The organism is Pseudomonas sp. KBS0710 (assembly GCF_005938045.2).
Classification (GTDB): domain Bacteria; phylum Pseudomonadota; class Gammaproteobacteria; order Pseudomonadales; family Pseudomonadaceae; genus Aquipseudomonas.
Genome location: NZ_VCCF02000001.1, coordinates 845,784 through 865,384 on the forward strand (window position 1 = coordinate 845,784; position 19,601 = coordinate 865,384).

Consider the following 19,601-nt stretch of genomic DNA (forward strand, 5'->3'; position numbering starts at 1 on the left):
TTGGCTGACACTCTGCATTCGCGAGCAAGCCCGCTCCCACATTCGATCTCCTGCTGCTTCCAAACCGCATAAAAAAGCCCCGCCTGATCACTCAGGCGGGGCTTTTTAGTGGCGGATGGAATCAGGCGAGGGGTTTAGGCTCGTGCTCTTCTTCCAGGGCCTTGTGCTCAACCACGGCTTCAACAACCGGGGCTGGTGCCTCGACTGCTTCGGCAGCCAGTGCGGCAGCGGCTGCAGCAGCGGCGGCTTCGGCTTCCTTGCGACGACGACGCACTTCACGTGGGTCGTTCGGCGCACGACCGTTTTCGGTCAGGGCGCTGGCAGGGGCGGCTTCAACCACGGGTGCTGCGACTTCGGCAACCACCGGTGCTTCAACAGCTACGGGCGCTTCAACCACGGGTGCAGGCTCAACCACTGGGGCTGGTTCGGCAACCACTTCGGCAGCCGGTGCAGGCGCTTCTTCTACCACGGGGGCAGGTGCTGGCGCTTCAACCGGTGCAGCTGGCTCGGCAGTCCACTGGAAGGCGGTCTGTTCTTCGCGAACTTCACGCACTACCGGGGCAGCTTCTTCGACAACCGGCGCTTCAACGACGGCTTCAACCACCGGCTGAGGCTCGGCAACCGGTGCAGGCTCGACAGCAGCCACTTCGACTTCTGGCTGAACGTCGCGCACTGGCGAGGCAACTTCCACTTCCGGAACCACTGGGGCTTCGATCGGGGTAGTCGCTTCGACGACTGGCGTTTCAACAACCGGCGCTTCAACCTCTGGTGTCGGGGCAACCGGTGCTTCTACAGCCGCGGTTTCTTCAACAGCAGCGGTAGCGCGTTCGGCTTGCTCATGCGCCTGGGCTTCAGCCGGTGCGCTGATCACGCTGCTGGCAACTGCGGCGGTCACCGCCAGGCCGGCAGCCAGTTCGGCGCCGGTTGGTTCTGCGGTTGCCGCTTCGCCGTTCTCGCCGGTCTCTTCCGAGCCTTCGATCACATTGCCGTTGGCATCACGCTGACGCTCACGACGGTTGCTGCGACGACGCTGGCCACGGGAGCGGCGGCGTGGACGATCGCCTTCGGCGTTGTCCTGACCGTCTTCCTGCAGTTGCTCTTCACCGGTCAGCACTTCTTCTTCGCTGGCAGCAGCGGCTTGCTCGGCACGTGGTTGACGCTCTTCGCGCGGCGGGCGCGGTTGGCGCTCTTCACGTGGGGCGCGTTCTTCACGCGGCTGGCGAGCCGGGCGTTCTTCGCTGACGGCTTCGGCAGCCACGGCGGCTACTGCCGGTGCAGCGTCCAGCGGCTCGCGCAGTTCACGCACACGTTCTTCGCGCTCGCCACGTGGCTTGCGGTCTTCACGCGGAGCGCGCGGAGTACGCGGTGCGCGCTCTTCGCGCGGTGCACGTTCTTCACGGGCTACGGTTGGGGTTTCTTCACGGGCTTCGCGAGGTGCGCGCTCTTCACGCGGTGCGCGTTCTTCACGTGGAGCACGTTCTTCGCGCGGCTTGCGTTCTTCGTCACGGCGACCGTTGCGGTTACGGCTCTGCTGACGACCGTTGCGACGCTCTTCGTTACGGGCCGGACGCTCGGTGGCTGGTTTTTCAACCACAACCGGCGCAGCAGGTTCTTCTTTGCTGGCGAACAGGCTGACCAGCGACTTCACCAGGCCTTTGAACAGGCTTGGCTCAGGCATGGCGGCCGGTGCGGCAACCGGTGCAGCCACTTCAGCCGGGACCGGTGCGTTGGCACGCGCCGGTGCCGTCTTCACGGCGGCTTCCTGGCGAACCAGAGTACGGGTCGCAGCGGCTGGCTGGACTTCTTCCACTTCGGCAGCGGCAGCAGCGATTTCGTAGCTGGATTGGCCGCTGTGGGCTTCCGGGCTGTCATCACGCAGGCGTTGCACTTCGAAATGCGGCGTCTCGAGGTGATCGTTCGGCAGGATGACGATACGGGCACGGGTGCGCAGTTCGATCTTGGTGATCGAATTGCGTTTTTCGTTAAGCAGGAACGCTGCCACCGGGATCGGCACTTGCGCGCGGACTTCGGCGGTGCGGTCTTTCAGGGCTTCTTCTTCAATCAGGCGCAGGATCGCCAGCGACAGCGATTCAACGTCACGGATGATGCCGGTGCCGTTGCAACGCGGGCAGACGATGCCGCTGCTCTCGCCCAGGGATGGACGCAGGCGCTGACGGGACATTTCCAGCAGGCCGAAGCGCGAGATACGGCCGACCTGTACGCGGGCACGGTCAGCTTCCAGGCATTCGCGGACTTTTTCTTCCACGGCGCGCTGGTTCTTGGCCGGGGTCATGTCGATGAAGTCGATCACGATCAGGCCGCCGATGTCACGCAGGCGCAGCTGGCGGGCGATTTCTTCAGCCGCTTCCAGGTTGGTCTGCAGGGCGGTTTCTTCGATGTCGCTGCCTTTGGTGGCACGCGCCGAGTTGATGTCGATGGACACCAGGGCTTCGGTCGGGTCGATTACGATGGAGCCGCCGGAAGGCAGTTCGACCACGCGCTGGAAGGCGGTCTCGATCTGGCTTTCGATCTGGAAACGGTTGAACAGCGGAACGCTGTCTTCGTACAGCTTGATCTTGCTGGCGTACTGCGGCATCACCTGGCGGATGAAGGTCAGGGCTTCGTCCTGGGCTTCAACGCTGTCGATCAGTACTTCTCCGATGTCCTGGCGCAGGTAATCGCGAATGGCGCGGATGATCACGTTGCTTTCCTGGTAGATCAGGAATGGCGCGGAACGATCCAGGGACGCTTCTTTGATAGCGGTCCACAGTTGCAGCAGGTAGTCGAGGTCCCACTGCATTTCTTCGCTGCTGCGGCCCAGGCCTGCAGTGCGCACGATCAGGCCCATGTCGGCCGGAGCAATCAGGCCGTTCAGCGCTTCACGCAGTTCGTTGCGTTCTTCGCCTTCGATGCGACGGGAAATGCCGCCGGCACGAGGGTTGTTCGGCATCAGCACCAGGTAACGGCCGGCCAGGGAGATGAAGGTGGTCAGGGCTGCGCCCTTGTTGCCACGTTCTTCTTTTTCGACCTGAACGATGACTTCCTGGCCTTCGCTCAGGACGTCCTTGATGTTCACGCGGCCTTCGGGGGCTTTCTTGAAGTATTCGCGGGAGATTTCTTTGAGGGGCAGGAAGCCGTGGCGCTCGGAGCCGAAATCGACAAAGGCAGCCTCAAGGCTTGGTTCGATGCGAGTAATACGGCCTTTATAGATGTTGGCCTTCTTTTGCTCGCGCGCACCGGATTCGATGTCCAGGTCATAGAGGCGTTGGCCATCTACCAGTGCAACACGCAACTCTTCGGGTTGAGTTGCGTTAATCAGCATTCTTTTCATGTTGTACCGTCGGTTTCCGGGCTGCCGGAAACGGCGTTCGGCACACACGACTTCTCACGGTCGGTGTCAGGTGCGTCAAGAGTGGTTGGCCACTCCAGTGTCCAGCAATAACGAGCCAATTGGGCCGGTATCGCGACGGACGCGTCCTGCTTGTTAGCGGTGGTGACAAAGGCACCACTTCAACAAAAGCTAAGGTCAGGAGGAGGAATCAACCGGCGACTGTGGACGAGATGAAGCGTCTTATAAGCCTAATGCTACACGGTCCGACGGTTGTGCATCTCCACCCTACACGTATCCCTGATAATTCGGGTGCTGCCGCGCGCAGAATCCGCAGCGGGTTGGCATTTACCGTGTACTCCAATGGGGAGTCCACGCTCATGGCTAAACAAGACTAGGTGTGGGCGACTGCGCTCTCACTCAGCTCTTAACAGGCGTTGTTTCCGAAGCATTCGCCATGGTCTGGCTCAAGACTGACTGCACTTTGTGAACTGGCCGTAAATATCGGCGCAGAACGCGAGTATTCACTCTGCTTTCTGCACTCGCTTCAGGCCTCATGTCACCTGCGCTTGTTACAATCCTGAGCCTTCCAAGGTGGCGAAAGCCCCGTAGGACGGCCTCGCGTCCTGATGAATTGCGATGGTCAGGGCCGGCAGTTTGCCGCAAGTCCTCTGTCCAGGCCGCTTTTGGCGGCGTTCGCGACTATAGCAGCAATGATTAAGTGCTTCAATTCCATAAAAAATTGTTATCATCGCCGCCATGACGACTACCGCCCCCCAGACCCCCAGCGTCCAGCTGCTCGAGGTCTCGCCGGAATATGCCGGCCAACGCATCGACAATTTTCTCCTGGCCAGGCTCAAAGGCGTGCCCAAGACCTTGATTTACCGCATCTTGCGTAAAGGCGAAGTGCGCGTGAACAAGGGCCGGATCAAGCCCGAGTACAAGCTGCAGGCGGGCGATATCGTCCGTGTGCCGCCGGTGCGCGTGCCTGAGCGCGACGAGCCGGTGCCATTGGCCCAGGGCCTGTTGCAGCGCCTTGAAGCCTCGATTGTGTTCGAAGACAACAAACTCATCGTGATCAACAAGCCCTGCGGTATCGCGGTGCATGGTGGCAGTGGCTTGACGTTCGGCGTGATCGAAGCCTTCCGTCAGTTGCGCCCGGATGCCAAGGAGCTGGAGTTGGTCCATCGCCTGGACCGCGACACGTCCGGCCTGTTGATGATCGCCAAGAAACGCAGCATGTTGCGTCACCTGCACACCGCCCTGCGTGGCGATGGCGTGGACAAACGCTACATGGCACTGGTGCGGGGCAACTGGGCCAGCTCGATCAAGAGCGTGCGTGCGCCGTTGCAGAAGAGCAACCTGCGCTCCGGCGAGCGCATGGTCGAGGTGGACGAGGAGGGCAAAGAAGCCCTGACCCTGTTCAAGGTACTGCGCCGCTTTGGCGACTTTGCCACAATGGTCGAGGCCAAGCCTGTGACCGGGCGTACCCACCAGATTCGCGTGCACACCCTGCATGCGGGCCACTGCATCGCTGGTGATACCAAGTACGGCGATGAGGATTTCTCCAAGGAAATTCGCGACCTGGGCGGTAAGCGCCTGTTCCTGCACGCCTACATGCTCACCGTGCCGCTGCCCGACGGCGGCGAGCTGAAGTTGCAGGCGCCGGTCGATGAGATGTGGGCCAAGACCGTGGAGCGTTTGAGTGTCGCACCCTGACTACAAGCTGCTGATTTTTGATTGGGACGGCACGCTGTGCAATTCCATTGGGCGTATCGTCGACTCAATGCACGCGGCCTCGACCCGTTCGGGTTTTGAGTTGTGCACGGATCTGGCGGTAAAAGGCATTATCGGCCTGGGGCTGCCTGAGGCGATCCGTACCCTGTACCCGCAGATCAGCGATGCGCAGCTGGTGACCTTCCGTGACCATTACGCCGATCACTACATAGCGCTGGAGGCCACGCCTTCGCCGCTGTTTGACGGTGTAAGGCAAGCCCTGGAAGCCTTTCGCGCCGAGGGTTATCACTTGGCAGTGGCCACTGGCAAGGCTCGTCGCGGGCTGGATCGAGTGCTCAAGGCTCACGGCTTTGAAGATTATTTCGACATCACTCGTGCGGCGGATGAAACCGCCAGCAAACCTCACCCTCTGATGTTGGAGCAGATCCTGGCGCATTGCGGCGTAGCGCCGCGTCAGGCGTTGATGGTGGGTGATGCTTCCTTCGACCTGATGATGGCGCGCAACGCCGGCATGGACAGCGTGGCGGTCAGCTATGGTGCCCAGGCAGCCGAAGCCTTGCAGCCATACGAGCCCAGGCTGACGATTGATCATTTTTCTGAACTGCAGGCCTGGCTAGGTCGGGCCTGATAAGTCTTTGCTGGGGTTAATGGCATGAGTGACGAGTGGAAAGCGCCCGAAAAGGCCGAAAGCGGTGAAGATAAAAGCTGGAAGCTGTTGGAGAAGACCCTGCTGGCCAGTGTCCAGGAACAGCGCCGTGCGCGGCGTTGGGGCATTTTCTTCAAGCTGCTGACGTTTATCTGGCTTATCGCCATGCTGGCGTTGTTCAGCCCGCTGATGGATATGGAAAAAAGCGCCACCCGTAGCAACAACTACACCGCTTTTATCGACGTGAACGGGGTGATTGCCGACAAGGAGTCCGCCAGCGCCGATAATATCGTCGGTGGCCTGCGTGCAGCCTTCGAAGACCCCAAGGTCAAGGGCGTGATCCTGCGCATCAACAGCCCAGGCGGCAGCCCTGTGCAGTCAGGCTACGTGTATGACGAGATTCGCCGCCTGCGCGGGCTGCACCCGGACATCAAGCTGTACGCAGTGATTTCCGACCTGGGCGCCTCGGGTGCCTATTACATCGCCAGCGCCGCTGACCAGATCTACGCTGACAAAGCCAGCCTCGTCGGTTCAATTGGTGTGACAGCGGCCGGTTACGGCTTTGTTGGCACGATGGAGAAGCTGGGTGTGGAACGTCGTACCTACACGTCGGGTGAGCACAAGTCGTTCCTGGACCCGTTCCAGCCACAAAAGGCCGATGAAACCCAGTTCTGGCAGGGCGTGCTCGACACCACCCATCGTCAGTTCATTGCCAGTGTGAAGCAGGGGCGCGGTGATCGTCTGAAAGATAAAGACCATCCTGAGCTGTTCTCCGGCCTGGTGTGGTCCGGTGAGCAGGCATTGCCATTGGGCTTGATCGATGGCCTGGGCAGTGCCAGTTCGGTGGCGCGCGATGTGATTGGCGAGAAGGAACTGGTGGACTTCACTGTTCAGGAATCGCCGTTTGATCGCTTCTCCAAGAAGCTGGGTGCCAGTGTGGCGGAGAAGCTGGCCTACTACATGGGCTTCCAGGGCCCGACGCTGCGCTGAAACCTCAGCTTCGTCGTAGTTCAAAAATGTGGGAGCGGGCTTGCTCGCGAATACGGTGGGTCAGTGACAGATACGTTGGCTGACACTCCGCTTTCGCGAGCAAGCCCGCTCCCACATTTGGTTTTGGGGTAGGGCCTAGGGGATTTGCACGCCTTGCGCCAGCAACATGTCCACCAGTCGAATCAGCGGCAGGCCGATCAGGCTGGTCGCATCCGGCCCTTCGGTACTCTGAAACAGGCTCACACCCAACCCTTCAGCCTTGAAGCTGCCTGCGCAGTCATAGGGCTGTTCCACACGCAAATAACGCTCGATGCGCTCTGCATCCAGTTCGCGCATCTGTACGGTAAACGGCACGCAATCTACCTGGCAGTGGCCCGTCTCACTGTTGAGCAGCGCCAGGCCGGTCAAAAAGCTCACGCGTTTGCCGCTGGCCGCCAGCAATTGCTCGCGGGCGTTTTCAAAGGTGTGAGGTTTGCCGATAATGCGGCCATCGAGTGCGGCAACCTGATCGGAGCCGATAATCAAATGCCCTGGATGCCTGGCGGCGAGGGCGCGGGCTTTTTCTTCGGCCAGGCGCTTTACCAGGTCGATGGCGGATTCATTTGCACGATGGCTTTCGTCGATATCCGGCGAGCTGCAAGTGAACGGCAGGTGCAGGCGGCTCAGCAATTGCCGGCGGTAAACCGAGCTGGATGCGAGTAATAAAGGCAGCATGGGCGTCTCCTCAAGGCGGTCGCAGATTCTAGCGACGTGACCGGCTGACGCACAGGGCTGAATTTCCTTTGACATGGCTGGGTGCATCCCTATAATGCTGCGCCTATGTTGAATGACCCGATTCCACCTCACGTTGACCCGCGCAAATTGGCTGATCGTGGCACCACCCTTCAAGGTGAAGTGCTGCTGGCCGATTTGGAGAGACTCTGCGACCCGCTTTCCGACACTGTCGGTACGGTGCAGGCTAAATTCGTTTTTGAACGAGATGAACGTAAATCTGTGGTAATTCACAGCTTTATCGACACCGAAGTCAAAATGGTTTGCCAGCGTTGTCTTGAGCTGGTCACCCTGCCGATCCACAGCGAATGCAGTTATGCTGTGGTGAAAGAGGGTGCGAATACCCAGTCGTTGCCGAAAGGTTATGACGTGCTGGAACTGGGCGAAGATCCATTGGATCTGCATGCACTGATCGAGGAGGAGCTTTTGCTCGCCTTGCCCATTGTGCCTGCTCATCATCCGGAAGAATGCCAGCAGCCGGAGGGTCTCGATGACGAGGCCGAGCCGAGCGAGGACGAGGTAACGCGGTCCAACCCGTTCAGTGTATTGGCGCAGTTAAAGCGTGACCCAAACGTTTAGGAGTTAATCAATTATGGCTGTTCAGCAGAACAAAAAATCCCGCTCTGCCCGTGACATGCGTCGTTCGCACGACGCCCTGACGGCAAGCACTCTGTCTGTAGAAAAAACCACCGGTGAAATTCACCTGCGTCACCACGTATCGCCAGAAGGCGTATACCGTGGCCGTAAAGTGATCGACAAGGGCGCTGACGAGTAATCACTTGTCTGCTCAAGTCATCGCGATTGACGCAATGGGCGGGGACTTCGGTCCCCGCAGCATTGTTCAGGCTTGCATTGCCAGCCTGTCTGCTACGCCCTCGCTGCACCTGACCCTCGTCGGTCAACCCTCCTTACTTGAAGAATTGATTGCCAGCCATCCGGCGGTGGATCGCGCGCGCCTGACAATTACTGCGGCCAGCGAAACCATCGGCATGGATGAAAAGCCTGCGACGGCCTTGCGTGGCAAGCCCGACTCTTCAATGCGAGTGGCCCTTGAACTGTTGCGTGATGGCAAGGTGCAAGCCTGTGTCAGTGCTGGCAATACCGGGGCGTTGATGGCGTTGTCGCGTCATGTGCTCAAGACGTTGCCGGGGATTGATCGGCCGGCGATGGTGGCGGCGATTCCGACGCAGAAAGGTTATTGCCAGCTGCTGGACCTGGGTGCAAACGTCGATTGCAGTGCCGAGCACCTGCTGCAGTTCGCCGTGATGGGCTCGGTGGCCGCTGAAGCGTTGGGTGTGGCCCGGCCACGCGTGGCGTTGCTCAATATCGGTACCGAGGACATCAAGGGCAACCAGCAGGTCAAGCTGGCTGCTGCTTTGTTGCAGGGCGCACGGGGCTTGAACTACATCGGTTTTGTCGAAGGTGACGGTTTGTACCGAGGTGAGGCAGATGTGGTGGTGTGCGACGGGTTTGTCGGCAATATCCTGCTCAAGTCCAGCGAAGGCCTGGCGACCATGATCGCCACGCGTATCGAAGCCTTGTTCAAGCGCAACCTTGCCTCACGCATGGTCGGCGCGCTGGCGTTGCCGTTGATGCGCCGTCTGCAGGCAGACTTGGCGCCGGCACGGCATAATGGCGCGAGTTTTCTGGGGCTGCAGGGCATTGTGGTAAAAAGCCACGGCTCGGCCGGTGTGCAGGGCTTTCAAAGTGCGATTGCGCGAGCGTTGATCGAGATCCAGGAAAACCTGCCGCAACGTTTGCACGGGCGTCTTGAGGATCTGTTGCCTTAGGCGAATCGGTCCGGGAGTGCTTAAATGTGACCGGCCAGTTCAATTGACCATCCAATCTGTCAGTTTCGTTCGCGCCCACCGTCGGTGCGAGCATTTTTGACGACCAGATCATTAGGGGCTTGTTACATGTCTACATCCCTCGCATTCGTCTTTCCAGGGCAGGGTTCGCAGTCCCTCGGCATGTTGGCCGAGCTGGGCGCGCAACATCCGCTGATCCTGGAAACCTTCAAGGAAGCTTCCGATGCCCTGGGTTACGACCTGTGGGCACTGACCCAGCAGGGGCCGGAAGAGCAACTCAATCAAACCGATAAAACCCAGCCGGCGATCCTGACCGCCTCCATCGCCCTGTGGCGCTTGTGGCTGGCCGAAGGCGGCGCACGCCCGGCTTACGTGGCCGGTCACAGCCTTGGCGAGTACAGCGCCTTGGTGGCCGCCGGCAGCCTGACCCTCGCTGAAGCGGTCAAGCTGGTCGAGCGTCGTGGCCAGTTGATGCAAGAGGCGGTTCCAGCCGGGCAGGGTGGCATGGCCGCTATCCTCGGTCTGGACGACGCTGTGGTGATCGAGGCGTGTGCCGAAGCGGCCCAGGGCGAAGTGGTCAGCGCAGTGAACTTCAACTCCCCTGGCCAGGTGGTCATCGCGGGCGCCAAGGCGGCTGTCGAGCGCGCCATTGAGGGCTGTAAGGCCCGTGGTGCCAAGCGCGCCTTGCCGTTGCCGGTGAGCGTGCCGTCGCACTGCGAGCTGATGCGTCCGGCCGCCGAGCGTTTTGCCGAGTCCATCGCCGCCATCAATTGGCAGGCGCCGCAGATTCCGCTGGTGCAGAACGTCAGCGCGGCCGTTGCCGCCGACCTCGACACCCTCAAGCGCGATTTGCTGGAGCAGCTTTACAAGCCGGTACGCTGGGTTGAGTCGGTACAGACCCTGGCTGCCAATGGCGCCACTGAGCTGGTCGAGTGCGGCCCGGGCAAAGTCCTGGCCGGCCTGAACAAGCGCTGCGCCGATGGCGTGTCGACTGCCAACCTCAATACCCCGGATGCCTTCGCTGCCGCGCGCGCGGCACTGGCCTGAAACCCTTTAGGAGAAGCCTGCATGAGTCTGCAAGGTAAAGTTGCACTGGTTACTGGCGCAAGCCGTGGCATTGGCCAGGCGATCGCCCTGGAACTGGGCCGTCAAGGCGCGGTTGTGATCGGCACCGCCACTTCCGCTTCGGGCGCTGAGCGTATTGCTGCGACCTTGAAGGAAAACGGCGTACAAGGCACCGGCCTTGAGCTGAATGTGACCAGCGATGAGTCTGTTGCTGCGGTGCTGGCTCAAATCACTGCACAGTTCGGCGCACCGGCTATTCTGGTGAACAACGCCGGTATCACCCGTGACAACCTGATGATGCGCATGAAAGACGACGAGTGGTACGACGTGGTCGATACCAACTTGAACAGTCTGTTTCGCCTGTCCAAGGGCGTTTTGCGCGGCATGACCAAGGCGCGTTGGGGTCGAATTATCAATATTGGCTCCGTAGTGGGTGCCATGGGCAACGCAGGCCAAGTAAACTATGCAGCCGCCAAGGCCGGTCTGGAAGGTTTCAGCCGTGCATTGGCCCGTGAAGTCGGTTCGCGTTCGATTACGGTCAACTCGGTGGCCCCAGGGTTTATCGACACCGATATGACTCGCGAACTGCCGGAAGCACAGCGTGAAGCGTTGCTGACCCAGATTCCGCTGGGCCGTCTGGGCCAGGCTCAAGAGATCGCAAATGTGGTCACTTTCCTGGCATCCGACGGTGCGGCATACGTGACTGGGGCTACAATCCCGGTGAACGGCGGGATGTACATGAGTTAAATTGTGACGGATCGCTTCAAAAAAATGTCATACGAGCTGTCTAAAATCCGTTATAAAGCTGCAACTTAATTTATAGGCAGGTGGCCGGTCGGGTACGAGGGTGAAGCTTTCAGTTGAAAAGCTGAAAAGGCTTTCTATACACTTACCCACTGGCCAGCTGCCTGAATTTGTCCATTAGGAGTTAAACAAGGTATGAGCACCATCGAAGAGCGCGTCAAGAAAATCGTTGCCGAGCAACTGGGCGTTAAAGAAGAAGAAGTGATCAACTCCGCTTCCTTCGTTGAAGACCTGGGTGCCGATTCCCTTGACACCGTTGAGCTGGTGATGGCTCTGGAAGAGGAATTCGAGACCGAAATCCCGGACGAAGAAGCTGAAAAAATCACTACTGTTCAAGCTGCTATCGACTACGTTACTGCCCACCAGGCGTAATAGTTTGTAGTCGTCGCTTGCTGACAGGGAAAAACCGCACTGCTGTAACGGCGTGCGGTTTTTTCTTTAAGCGGTGATGAAAAGTAAGCTGCGAAGCAAAGTGTCGTCATTAGAAAAAGGAGAGTGCTGTGTCGCGTAGACGCGTCGTAGTCACCGGTATGGGGATGTTGTCGCCACTGGGTACGGATGTGCCGAGCAGTTGGCAGGGCATTCTGGCTGGCCACAGTGGTATTGGTCTGATCGAACACACGGACCTTTCTGCCTATTCCACCCGTTTTGGCGGCTCGGTAAAGGGCTTCAATGTCGAGGAATATCTCCCGGTCAACGAATCTCGCAGGCTCGACCTGTTCATTCAATACGGCCTGGCAGCCGGTTTTCAGGCGGTGCGTAATGCAGGCCTGGAAGTCACCGACGCCAACCGTGAGCGCATCGGCGTGGCCATGGGTTCGGGTATTGGCGGTTTGACCAATATCGAAAAAACCAGCCGCACGCTGCACGATTCCGGCCCCCGTAAAATTTCACCGTTCTTCGTGCCGGGCTCGATCATCAATATGATTTCCGGTTTCCTGTCCATCCACCTGGGCGCACAGGGACCCAACTACGCCATCGCCACGGCGTGCACCACCGGCACTCACTGCATCGGCATGGCGGCGCGTAACATTGCCTATGACGAAGCCGACGTGATGATCGCCGGCGGCGCCGAAATGGCGGCCTGCGGCCTCGGCATGGGTGGCTTCGGCGCGTCCCGTGCGCTGTCGACGCGCAATGACGAACCGACTCGCGCCAGCCGTCCGTGGGACAAGGGCCGTGATGGCTTCGTACTGTCCGACGGTGCCGGTGCGCTGGTGCTCGAAGAGCTGGAGCACGCCAAGGCGCGCGGTGCCACCATCTACGCCGAGCTGATCGGCTTCGGCATGAGCGGTGACGCCTACCACATGACCTCGCCGCCGTCCGACGGTGCCGGTGCTGCGCGTTGCATCACCAACGCCTTGCGCGACGCGAAGGTCAACCCCAACCAGGTGCAGTACATCAATGCCCACGGCACTTCGACCCCGACTGGCGACCTGGCGGAAGCCAAAGCCATCAAGTCGGTGTTCGGCGAGCACGCCTACAAGCTGGCGGTCAGTTCCACCAAGTCCATGACCGGCCACCTGTTGGGTGCGGCGGGCGCGGTCGAGGCGATCTTCAGCGTCATGGCCATCAAGGATCAGGTCGCTCCGCCGACCATCAACCTTGATGAGCCGGACGAGGGCTGCGACCTCAACTTCGTGCCTCACGAAGCGCAACCGATGCCGATCGATGTGGTGATCTCCAACTCGTTCGGTTTCGGTGGCACCAACGGTTCCCTGGTGTTCCGCCGGTTCGCCGAGTGATGCACGGCTGGGTCGACGGTCAGCCAGCGGACAGCGTGCCCCTGAAAGATCGCGGCCTGGCGTATGGCGATGGCCTGTTTGAGACCCTCGCCGTCAAGGACGGGCAGCCGGTGCTGCTCGAGCGTCACCTGCAACGCCTGGAAGAGGGTTGCAGGCGCCTCGCCCTGGTTGCGGACCACACGCTGATCCGCAGCGAAGTGCTGGCCTATGCCGCGGCCTTGGGCAATGGTGTACTCAAATTGATCCTCACCCGTGGCGACAGCCTGCGCGGCTATGGCATCAATCCTGGTGCTCCGGTGCGGCGTATCTTGCAGGGCAATCCGCCCGCTGTTTATCCCCTGGCCCATGCAACGGATGGCATCCGCCTGTTTGCGTGCGCTACTCGCTTGGCCGAGCAGCCGTTGCTGGCCGGTCTCAAGCACCTTAATCGTCTTGAACAAGTGATTGCCCGCGCCGAATGGCAGGATACCGAACATGCCGAGGGCTTGATGCTGGATGTGTCCGGGCGCGTCATCGAAGGCGTGTTCAGCAACCTGTTCCTGGTGTGCAATGGCTTGTTACTAACCGCTGATCTGAATCGTTGCGGGGTTGCTGGCGTGATGCGCGCGGAGATTCTGGCGCAGGCGCAAACCCTGGGCATCCCGGCGGCCGTGGCCGACATCAGCCTTGCGCAGTTGCAACAGGCCGACGAAGTCTTCGTGTGCAACAGCGTTTATGGCATTTGGCCCGTACGTGGTTGTGCTGGGATGAGCTGGTCGGTTGGGCCGCTCACCCGTAAACTGCAGGGCATTGTTCGCGCGCTATTGGAAATTTGAGTTGATACGAAAACTGGTTTTACTGCTGCAGATCGGCCTGGTCTCGGCAGGCTTGCTGCTGGGTTTCTCGGCCTGGAAGCTCGACTCTGCGTTGAAGCAGCCCCTGAATCTGACCCAGGAACAATTGCTCGATGTACCCGCCGGGGCCACCCCGACGGGCACCTTCAATCGCCTTGAAACCGAAGGCGTGCTGGATGGCGCCTTCTGGTTGCGCCTCTACTGGCGCTTCAACCTCGACGGCCAGCCGCTGCACAGCGGTGAATACCGCATGACCCCAGGCCTGACGGCCGAAGGCCTGATCGGCCTGTGGCAGCGTGGTGAAGTGGTGCAATACAGCCTGACATTGGTCGAAGGCTGGAACTTCCGCCAGGTGCGTTCAGCGCTGGCCAAACACGAAAAGATCGTGCAGACCTTGTCGGGCCTTAGCGACAACGAAGTGATGGATAAGCTCGGCCACCCTGGCGTATTTCCCGAAGGGCGATTCTTTCCTGACACCTACCGCTTCGTGCGCGGCATGACCGATGTCGAATTCCTGAAAAAAGCCTACAACCGCCTGGACGAAGTACTGGCCCAGGAATGGAGCCAGCGCGCCGCCGATGCACCCTACACCGACCCTTACCAGGCGCTGATCATGGCCTCCCTGGTAGAAAAGGAAACCGGTGTGCCGCAAGAGCGCGGGCAGATCGCCGGTGTGTTCGTGCGCCGCCTCAAAATCGGCATGCTGCTGCAGACCGACCCCACGGTGATCTACGGCCTGGGCGAGCGCTACACCGGCAAGCTGACCCGCGCGCACCTCAAGGAAGCCAACCCCTATAACACTTACATGATTGCCGGCCTGCCGCCGACGCCGATCGCCATGGTCGGCCGCGAGGCGATCCATGCGGCGTTGAACCCGGTGGCCGGCAGCAGCCTTTACTTCGTCGCTCGGGGCGATGGCAGCCATATTTTCTCCGATGACCTGGATGCGCATAATGCCGCCGTGCGTGAGTTCCAGCTCAAGCGCCGCGCCGATTACCGTTCCAGCCCGGCACCGGCGGTCAAACCGCCGGAAGACGCGGCACCACCTGCCGATGCCGCGCCGGTTGAAAAACCCGCCGAGCCTGCGCCGGACGCCGCTGCGCCGCAAAGCCCGCAATGAATCTGACTAAGGACTGCCTGTGACTGGCTTGTTTATTACCCTGGAAGGCCCGGAAGGCGCCGGCAAAAGCACCAACCGCGATTACCTGGCCGAGCGTCTGCGCGCTGAAGGCATCGAGGTGGTGCTGACCCGCGAGCCCGGCGGTACGCCGTTGGCCGAGCGCATCCGTGAAGTGTTGCTGGCTCCAGGTGAAGAGCAAATGAACCCGGACACTGAGCTGCTATTGGTGTTTGCTGCCCGCGCCCAGCATTTGGCCGAAGTGATTCGCCCGGCACTGGCACGGGGCGCGGTGGTGATTTGCGACCGTTTTACCGATTCCACTTATGCTTACCAGGGCGGTGGGCGCGGCTTGTCCCTTGAGCGCATCGCCAGCCTGGAAGCTTTCGTGCAAGGCAACTTGCGCCCCGACCTGACCCTGCTGTTCGACCTGCCGGTTGAAGTCGGCATGGCCCGCGCCAGTGCCCGTGGCCGGCTGGACCGCTTCGAGCTGGAAGGTTCGACATTCTTCAATGCGGTCCGTAGCGCGTTCCTGCAGCGTGCCAAGGCTGAGCCTGCGCGTTACGCCTTGCTGGACGCAGCCCAGCCTCTGGTACAGGTACAGCAGGCCATCGATGCTCTGCTGCCCCAACTCCTGGAGCGCGCCCGTGGCTGAAGCCTACCCGTGGCAAGACAGCCTCTGGCAGCAATTGGCCGGGCGCGCCCAGCATGCCCATGCCTATTTGCTGCACGGCCCCATCGGTATCGGCAAGCGCGCCTTGGCCGAGCGTCTGATGGCCAGCCTGCTGTGCAAGCAACCGGTCAACCTGGAAGCCTGCGGCGAGTGCAAATCCTGCCTGCTGCTCAAGGCCGGCAGCCACCCCGACAACTACCTGCTCGAACCTGAAGAGGCCGATAAGGCGATCAAGGTCGACCAGGTGCGTGACCTTGTCAGCTTCGTGGTGCAGACCGCGCAGATGGGCGGGCGCAAGGTGGTGCTGATCGAGCCAGTGGAGGCGATGAACATCAATGCCGCCAACGCCTTGCTCAAGAGCCTGGAAGAGCCGTCGGGCGACACCGTGCTGTTGCTGGTGAGCCATCAGTCCAGCCGCCTGTTGCCAACCATCCGCAGCCGTTGCGTGCAGCAGGCCTGCCCATTGCCGAGCGAGGCCATGAGCCTGCAATGGCTGGCACAGGCGCTGCCGGAATGTTCTGCCGACGAGCGGGTCGAGTTGCTGACCCTGGCTGCCGGTTCGCCCTTGGCGGCGGTCAAGCTGCAGGCCCAGGGCGTGCGTGAGCAACGCGCGCTGGTGGTCGATGGCGTCAAGAAGCTGCTCAAGCAGGAACAGTCCGCCACGCAACTGGCCGAAGGCGCCTGGAAGGATATTCCGTTGCTGCTGCTGTTCGACTGGTTCTGTGACTGGTCGAGCCTGATCCTGCGCTACCAGTTGACCCAGGACGAAAACGGCCTGGGCCTGCCGGATATGCGCAAAGTGGTGCAGTACCTCGCGCAAAAAAGTGCCCAGGACAAGGTGCTGAACATCCAGGACTGGATCCTGGCCCAACGCCAGAAAGTCCTCGGCAAAGCCAACCTCAACCGCGTGCTGTTGCTCGAAGCACTGCTGGTGCAATGGGTTGGCTTGCTCGGCCGACGTTAATTTTCGCGGCCGACGGGTGTATCGTCGGCCAGACACTTCCCATGAATTAAGTCGTACTTTCCTATGCTCGTAGATTCCCACTGCCACCTTGATCGCCTCGACCTTGCCCAGCACGGCGGCTCCCTCGACGCTGCCCTGGAAGCGGCGCGCCAGCGCGGGGTAGGGCACTTCCTGTGCATCGGCGTGAGCGCTGACAACGCCGCCGACGTCAAAGCCTTGGCTGATCGCTATGCCGATGTCGACTGCTCGGTCGGTATCCACCCGCTAGACCTTAAGCCCGGTGAAGCGCCGGCCCTGGACTGGCTGCTGGCTGAGCTCAACCACCCACGCGTGGTGGCGATTGGCGAAACCGGTCTGGATTACCACTACGAGCCTGAAGCCGCCGAGTTGCAGCAAGCCTCCTTCCGCCTGCACCTGCAAGCCGCCCAGCAGACCGGCAAACCGGTGATCGTCCACACCCGTGGCGCCCGCGCTGACACCCTGACGCTATTGCGTGAAGCCGCCTTGCCCCAGGCCGGCGTGCTGCATTGCTTCACCGAAGACTGGGACATGGCCAAGGCTGCGCTGGACCTGGGCTTTTACATTTCTCTGTCGGGTATCGTCACCTTCCGCAACGCCGACGCCTTGCGCGACGTGGCGCGTCAGGTGCCGGCCGACCGCTTGCTGGTGGAAACCGATTCGCCTTACCTCGCGCCGATCCCCCATCGCGGCAAGCCGAACCTGCCGGAATACGTGCGTGATGTAGCCGATTACCTGGCGATGCTGCGCGGTGAATCCGTTGAGCGCTTTGCCGAGCAGACCACCGAGAACTTCAAGCGTCTGTTCCCGCTGGCCCACGTGGCCGGCTGAGACGGCCAAATCGCAGGCAAAAAAAACCCGGGTTCTGGGGGGTGAATCCGGGTTAAGACCATTAGGAGTAAAACAAGGGCACACAGTCCGTCGGTACCCAGGTCGACGCGTCACTTGGGGGAGATGCCACGTCGACAGTTCAAGTATTGATCAGTATCCGATTCAGTCCAGTCGCGATTGGTCGTTTTTTAAACAGATTTGGAATACGCGCGCTTCGCTTGAGTTCTCATTGAGCAGATGCACGGCTGCAGTTGTTGCGTATTATTTCTGACTGATAACCCCTCAATCGTTGGCGCGCCGAAACTAAAACGCACGCTGGGTTCACATAGGCGTTGCCCAACGACCGTTCAGTCGGGATAATCCCTCGCATCGGGTAAATCGTATCGCCACGTATCCGTGGCCCTGCGTAACCCTCCCTAATTCCGACCTCTGCAGACCTCTTCCTCATGCACAAAGAACCCCGTAAGGTCCGTGAGTTTCGCCGCCGTGAGCAGGAAATTCTCGACACCGCACTCAAGTTATTCCTCGAACAAGGTGAAGACAGCGTCACCGTCGAGATGATTGCGGATGCCGTGGGTATCGGCAAAGGCACGATCTACAAACACTTCAAATCCAAAGCCGAGATCTACCTGCGGCTGATGCTCGACTACGAGCGCGACTTGAACGAGCTGCTGCATTCGGCTGATGTGGACAAGGACAAGGAGGCGCTGTCACGCGCCTATTTCGAGTTCCGCATGCGTGACCCGCAGCGCTACCGCCTGTTCGACCGCCTGGAAGAAAAGGTGGTCAAGGGCCATCAAGTGCCGGAAATGGTCGAGGAGCTGCACAAGATCCGCGCCTCGAACTTCGAGCGCCTCACCCTGCTGATCAAGGGCCGCATCAGCGAAGGCAAGCTGGAAGACGTACCGCCGTATTTCCATTACTGCGCCGCGTGGGCATTGGTCCATGGCGCCGTTGCGCTGTACCACTCGCCGTTCTGGAGCAATGTGCTGGAAGATCAGGAAGGCTTCTTCCAGTTCCTGATGGACATCGGCGTGCGCATGGGCAACAAGCGCAAGCACAGCACTGAGCTGTCGGGCGCTGAGCCTAAGAGCAGCGACGCTCCCGCTGTTTAAGCTATTCCCGACAGTGATGGCGCAATGATTTGCTGCCGCTTGCAGTACCCCAGGAATATACTCAGGCAAGGACGCTTGCTAAAAGCTGATTTTTCAGTCAGCTTTTAGCGCGCCAGAACCATCCTCTGCCGGAGTGATCCATGATCGTTGATCGTCAAGGCAGGCGATTTCGCAATTTGCGGATCAGCCTGACCTCAGCCTGCAATTACGCGTGTACCTACTGCGTGCCAAACGGCAAGCGGCTGGTGGCTGCCCAGGACGAACTCTCGGCCGAGGCCATGGCACGTGGCGTGGCTTATCTGATCGAAGCGGCCGGCATCGAGCGCTTGCGCATTACCGGCGGTGAACCGTTGGTCAGCCCCAAGCTGGAAGCCTTCATGGGCGCCGTGGGCGGGATGGGCCTCAGTGATATCAGCCTGACCACGAACGGCCAACTGCTGGCGCGCAAGCTGCCGCTGCTGGTGGATGCGGGTATTCGGCGCATCAACGTGTCCCTTGATACCCTGGATGCCGACGCTTTCCGCAGCATCGCCCGTGGCGGCGACCTGGCCACCGTGCTCGATGGCATGGACCAGGCCCGCGCCGCCGGCATCAAGATCAAAGTCAATATGGTGCCGTTGCGTGGGCAGAACCTCGACCAGGTGATGCCGCTGCTCGACTATTGCCTGGAACGCGGCTACGAGCTGCGCTTTATCGAGCTGATGCGCATGGGCCACCTGGCCAAGGATTCCAATGCCTTCCTGCAGCAGTTTGTCAGTTTGCAGCAACTGCTCAGCCTGATCGGCGAACATCACGAATACCTGCAAGCCAACGCGCCGATTGATGCCACGGCGGTGCGCTATGAAGTGCCGGGCAAAGGCTTCTTCGGCGTGATCGCCAACGAAAGCGTGCCGTTCTGCCGCACTTGCTCGCGCCTGCGCTTGTCGTCTACCGGTTGGTTGCATGGCTGTTTGTCGTCGAGCAACCGCCACTATGTGGGCGACCTGCTGGACCAACCGCGCCATCAGGCACTGCCGGCCCTGCAAGGTCTGTTGATGAAGGCCCTGGGTGACAAGCAGGAAGTGGCCTTCTCTGGCGGTGCGACGGTCATGAAGATCATCGGCGGCTAACACCGCAACCAGTCCCATGTGGAGCTGGCTCCCACATTTGGTTATGC

At 60.5% G+C, this 19,601-nt stretch carries 19 protein-coding genes; 17 read left to right on the forward strand and 2 right to left on the reverse strand.

What is annotated here, in order from left to right; genetic code table 11:
• Window positions 1–121 precede the first annotated feature (121 nt).
• Complete coding sequence (rne, locus tag FFI16_RS03975) at window positions 122–3,331, reverse strand: ribonuclease E (RefSeq protein WP_138814229.1); 3,210 nt, start codon at window positions 3,329–3,331, stop codon at window positions 122–124.
• Window positions 3,332–4,087: 756 nt separating this feature from the next.
• On the opposite strand from rne, the gene rluC reads away from it, so the two are divergent.
• From rluC to FFI16_RS03990, 3 genes are read left to right on the forward strand one after another with little or no spacing between them, the layout of a single operon-like run.
• On the forward strand, window positions 4,088–5,047 hold the full coding sequence (gene rluC, locus FFI16_RS03980; RefSeq protein WP_071483181.1) for a 23S rRNA pseudouridine(955/2504/2580) synthase RluC: 960 nt from the start codon (window positions 4,088–4,090) through the stop codon (window positions 5,045–5,047).
• The gene (locus tag FFI16_RS03985) at window positions 5,034–5,693 is read left to right on the forward strand and encodes an HAD-IA family hydrolase (protein ID WP_138814230.1); all 660 of its coding nucleotides are present in this window, start codon (window positions 5,034–5,036) and stop codon (window positions 5,691–5,693) included. Before rluC ends, FFI16_RS03985 begins: the two co-directional genes overlap by 14 nt.
• Before the next feature lie 24 nt (window positions 5,694–5,717).
• Window positions 5,718–6,701, forward strand: coding sequence for a S49 family peptidase (locus tag FFI16_RS03990; protein WP_138814231.1), 984 nt, complete (start codon window positions 5,718–5,720; stop codon window positions 6,699–6,701).
• A gap of 135 nt (window positions 6,702–6,836) precedes the next feature.
• Here FFI16_RS03990 and FFI16_RS03995 read toward each other — a convergent pair whose 3' ends face one another.
• Window positions 6,837–7,415: a nucleoside triphosphate pyrophosphatase gene (locus FFI16_RS03995; protein WP_138814232.1), complete on the reverse strand. Its 579-nt coding sequence runs from the start codon at window positions 7,413–7,415 to the stop codon at window positions 6,837–6,839.
• A 105-nt stretch (window positions 7,416–7,520) separates the two neighbouring features.
• Here FFI16_RS03995 and FFI16_RS04000 point away from each other — a divergent pair, with 105 nt between their 5' ends.
• From FFI16_RS04000 to FFI16_RS04065, 14 genes are all read left to right on the forward strand, one after another.
• The gene (locus FFI16_RS04000) at window positions 7,521–8,051 is read left to right on the forward strand and encodes a YceD family protein (protein WP_005790551.1); all 531 of its coding nucleotides are present in this window, start codon (window positions 7,521–7,523) and stop codon (window positions 8,049–8,051) included.
• 13 nt (window positions 8,052–8,064) lie between these two features.
• On the forward strand, window positions 8,065–8,247 hold the full coding sequence (rpmF, locus tag FFI16_RS04005; RefSeq protein ID WP_008152339.1) for a 50S ribosomal protein L32: 183 nt from the start codon (window positions 8,065–8,067) through the stop codon (window positions 8,245–8,247).
• A 4-nt stretch (window positions 8,248–8,251) separates the two neighbouring features.
• Window positions 8,252–9,262 (forward strand): phosphate acyltransferase PlsX, encoded by a 1,011-nt coding sequence (gene plsX, locus FFI16_RS04010; protein WP_138814233.1) that lies wholly within the window; start codon window positions 8,252–8,254, stop codon window positions 9,260–9,262.
• A gap of 126 nt (window positions 9,263–9,388) precedes the next feature.
• Complete coding sequence (gene fabD / locus FFI16_RS04015; protein ID WP_138814234.1) at window positions 9,389–10,327, forward strand: ACP S-malonyltransferase; 939 nt, start codon at window positions 9,389–9,391, stop codon at window positions 10,325–10,327.
• Between the two features lie 21 nt (window positions 10,328–10,348).
• On the forward strand, window positions 10,349–11,092 hold the full coding sequence (gene fabG, locus FFI16_RS04020; protein WP_010566560.1) for a 3-oxoacyl-ACP reductase FabG: 744 nt from the start codon (window positions 10,349–10,351) through the stop codon (window positions 11,090–11,092).
• Window positions 11,093–11,284: 192 nt separating this feature from the next.
• Window positions 11,285–11,521, forward strand: a complete 237-nt coding sequence (gene acpP, locus FFI16_RS04025; RefSeq protein ID WP_138814235.1) for an acyl carrier protein — start codon at window positions 11,285–11,287, stop codon at window positions 11,519–11,521.
• A 128-nt stretch (window positions 11,522–11,649) separates the two neighbouring features.
• Window positions 11,650–12,894, forward strand: a complete 1,245-nt coding sequence (fabF, locus tag FFI16_RS04030; protein WP_138814236.1) for a beta-ketoacyl-ACP synthase II — start codon at window positions 11,650–11,652, stop codon at window positions 12,892–12,894.
• Entirely contained in the window at window positions 12,894–13,709 is an 816-nt protein-coding gene (gene pabC, locus FFI16_RS04035; RefSeq protein ID WP_138814237.1) for an aminodeoxychorismate lyase, read from the forward strand. Before fabF ends, pabC begins: the two co-directional genes overlap by 1 nt.
• 1 nt (window position 13,710) lies before the next feature.
• Window positions 13,711–14,847 carry an endolytic transglycosylase MltG gene (gene mltG / locus FFI16_RS04040; protein WP_138814238.1) on the forward strand — a complete coding sequence of 379 codons (1,137 nt, stop codon included), beginning with the start codon at window positions 13,711–13,713 and terminating at the stop codon, window positions 14,845–14,847.
• Window positions 14,848–14,866: 19 nt separating this feature from the next.
• The gene (tmk, locus tag FFI16_RS04045) at window positions 14,867–15,499 is read left to right on the forward strand and encodes a dTMP kinase (RefSeq protein WP_138814239.1); all 633 of its coding nucleotides are present in this window, start codon (window positions 14,867–14,869) and stop codon (window positions 15,497–15,499) included.
• Entirely contained in the window at window positions 15,492–16,481 is a 990-nt protein-coding gene (locus FFI16_RS04050; protein ID WP_138814240.1) for a DNA polymerase III subunit delta', read from the forward strand. Before tmk ends, FFI16_RS04050 begins: the two co-directional genes overlap by 8 nt.
• A 63-nt stretch (window positions 16,482–16,544) precedes the next feature.
• The gene (locus FFI16_RS04055) at window positions 16,545–17,330 is read left to right on the forward strand and encodes a TatD family hydrolase (RefSeq protein WP_138814241.1); all 786 of its coding nucleotides are present in this window, start codon (window positions 16,545–16,547) and stop codon (window positions 17,328–17,330) included.
• Window positions 17,331–17,776: 446 nt separating this feature from the next.
• Window positions 17,777–18,445: a TetR/AcrR family transcriptional regulator gene (locus FFI16_RS04060; protein WP_138814242.1), complete on the forward strand. Its 669-nt coding sequence runs from the start codon at window positions 17,777–17,779 to the stop codon at window positions 18,443–18,445.
• Between the two features lie 140 nt (window positions 18,446–18,585).
• Window positions 18,586–19,554: a GTP 3',8-cyclase MoaA gene (locus FFI16_RS04065; RefSeq protein WP_017138359.1), complete on the forward strand. Its 969-nt coding sequence runs from the start codon at window positions 18,586–18,588 to the stop codon at window positions 19,552–19,554.
• The last annotated feature ends 47 nt before the right edge of the window (window positions 19,555–19,601 follow it).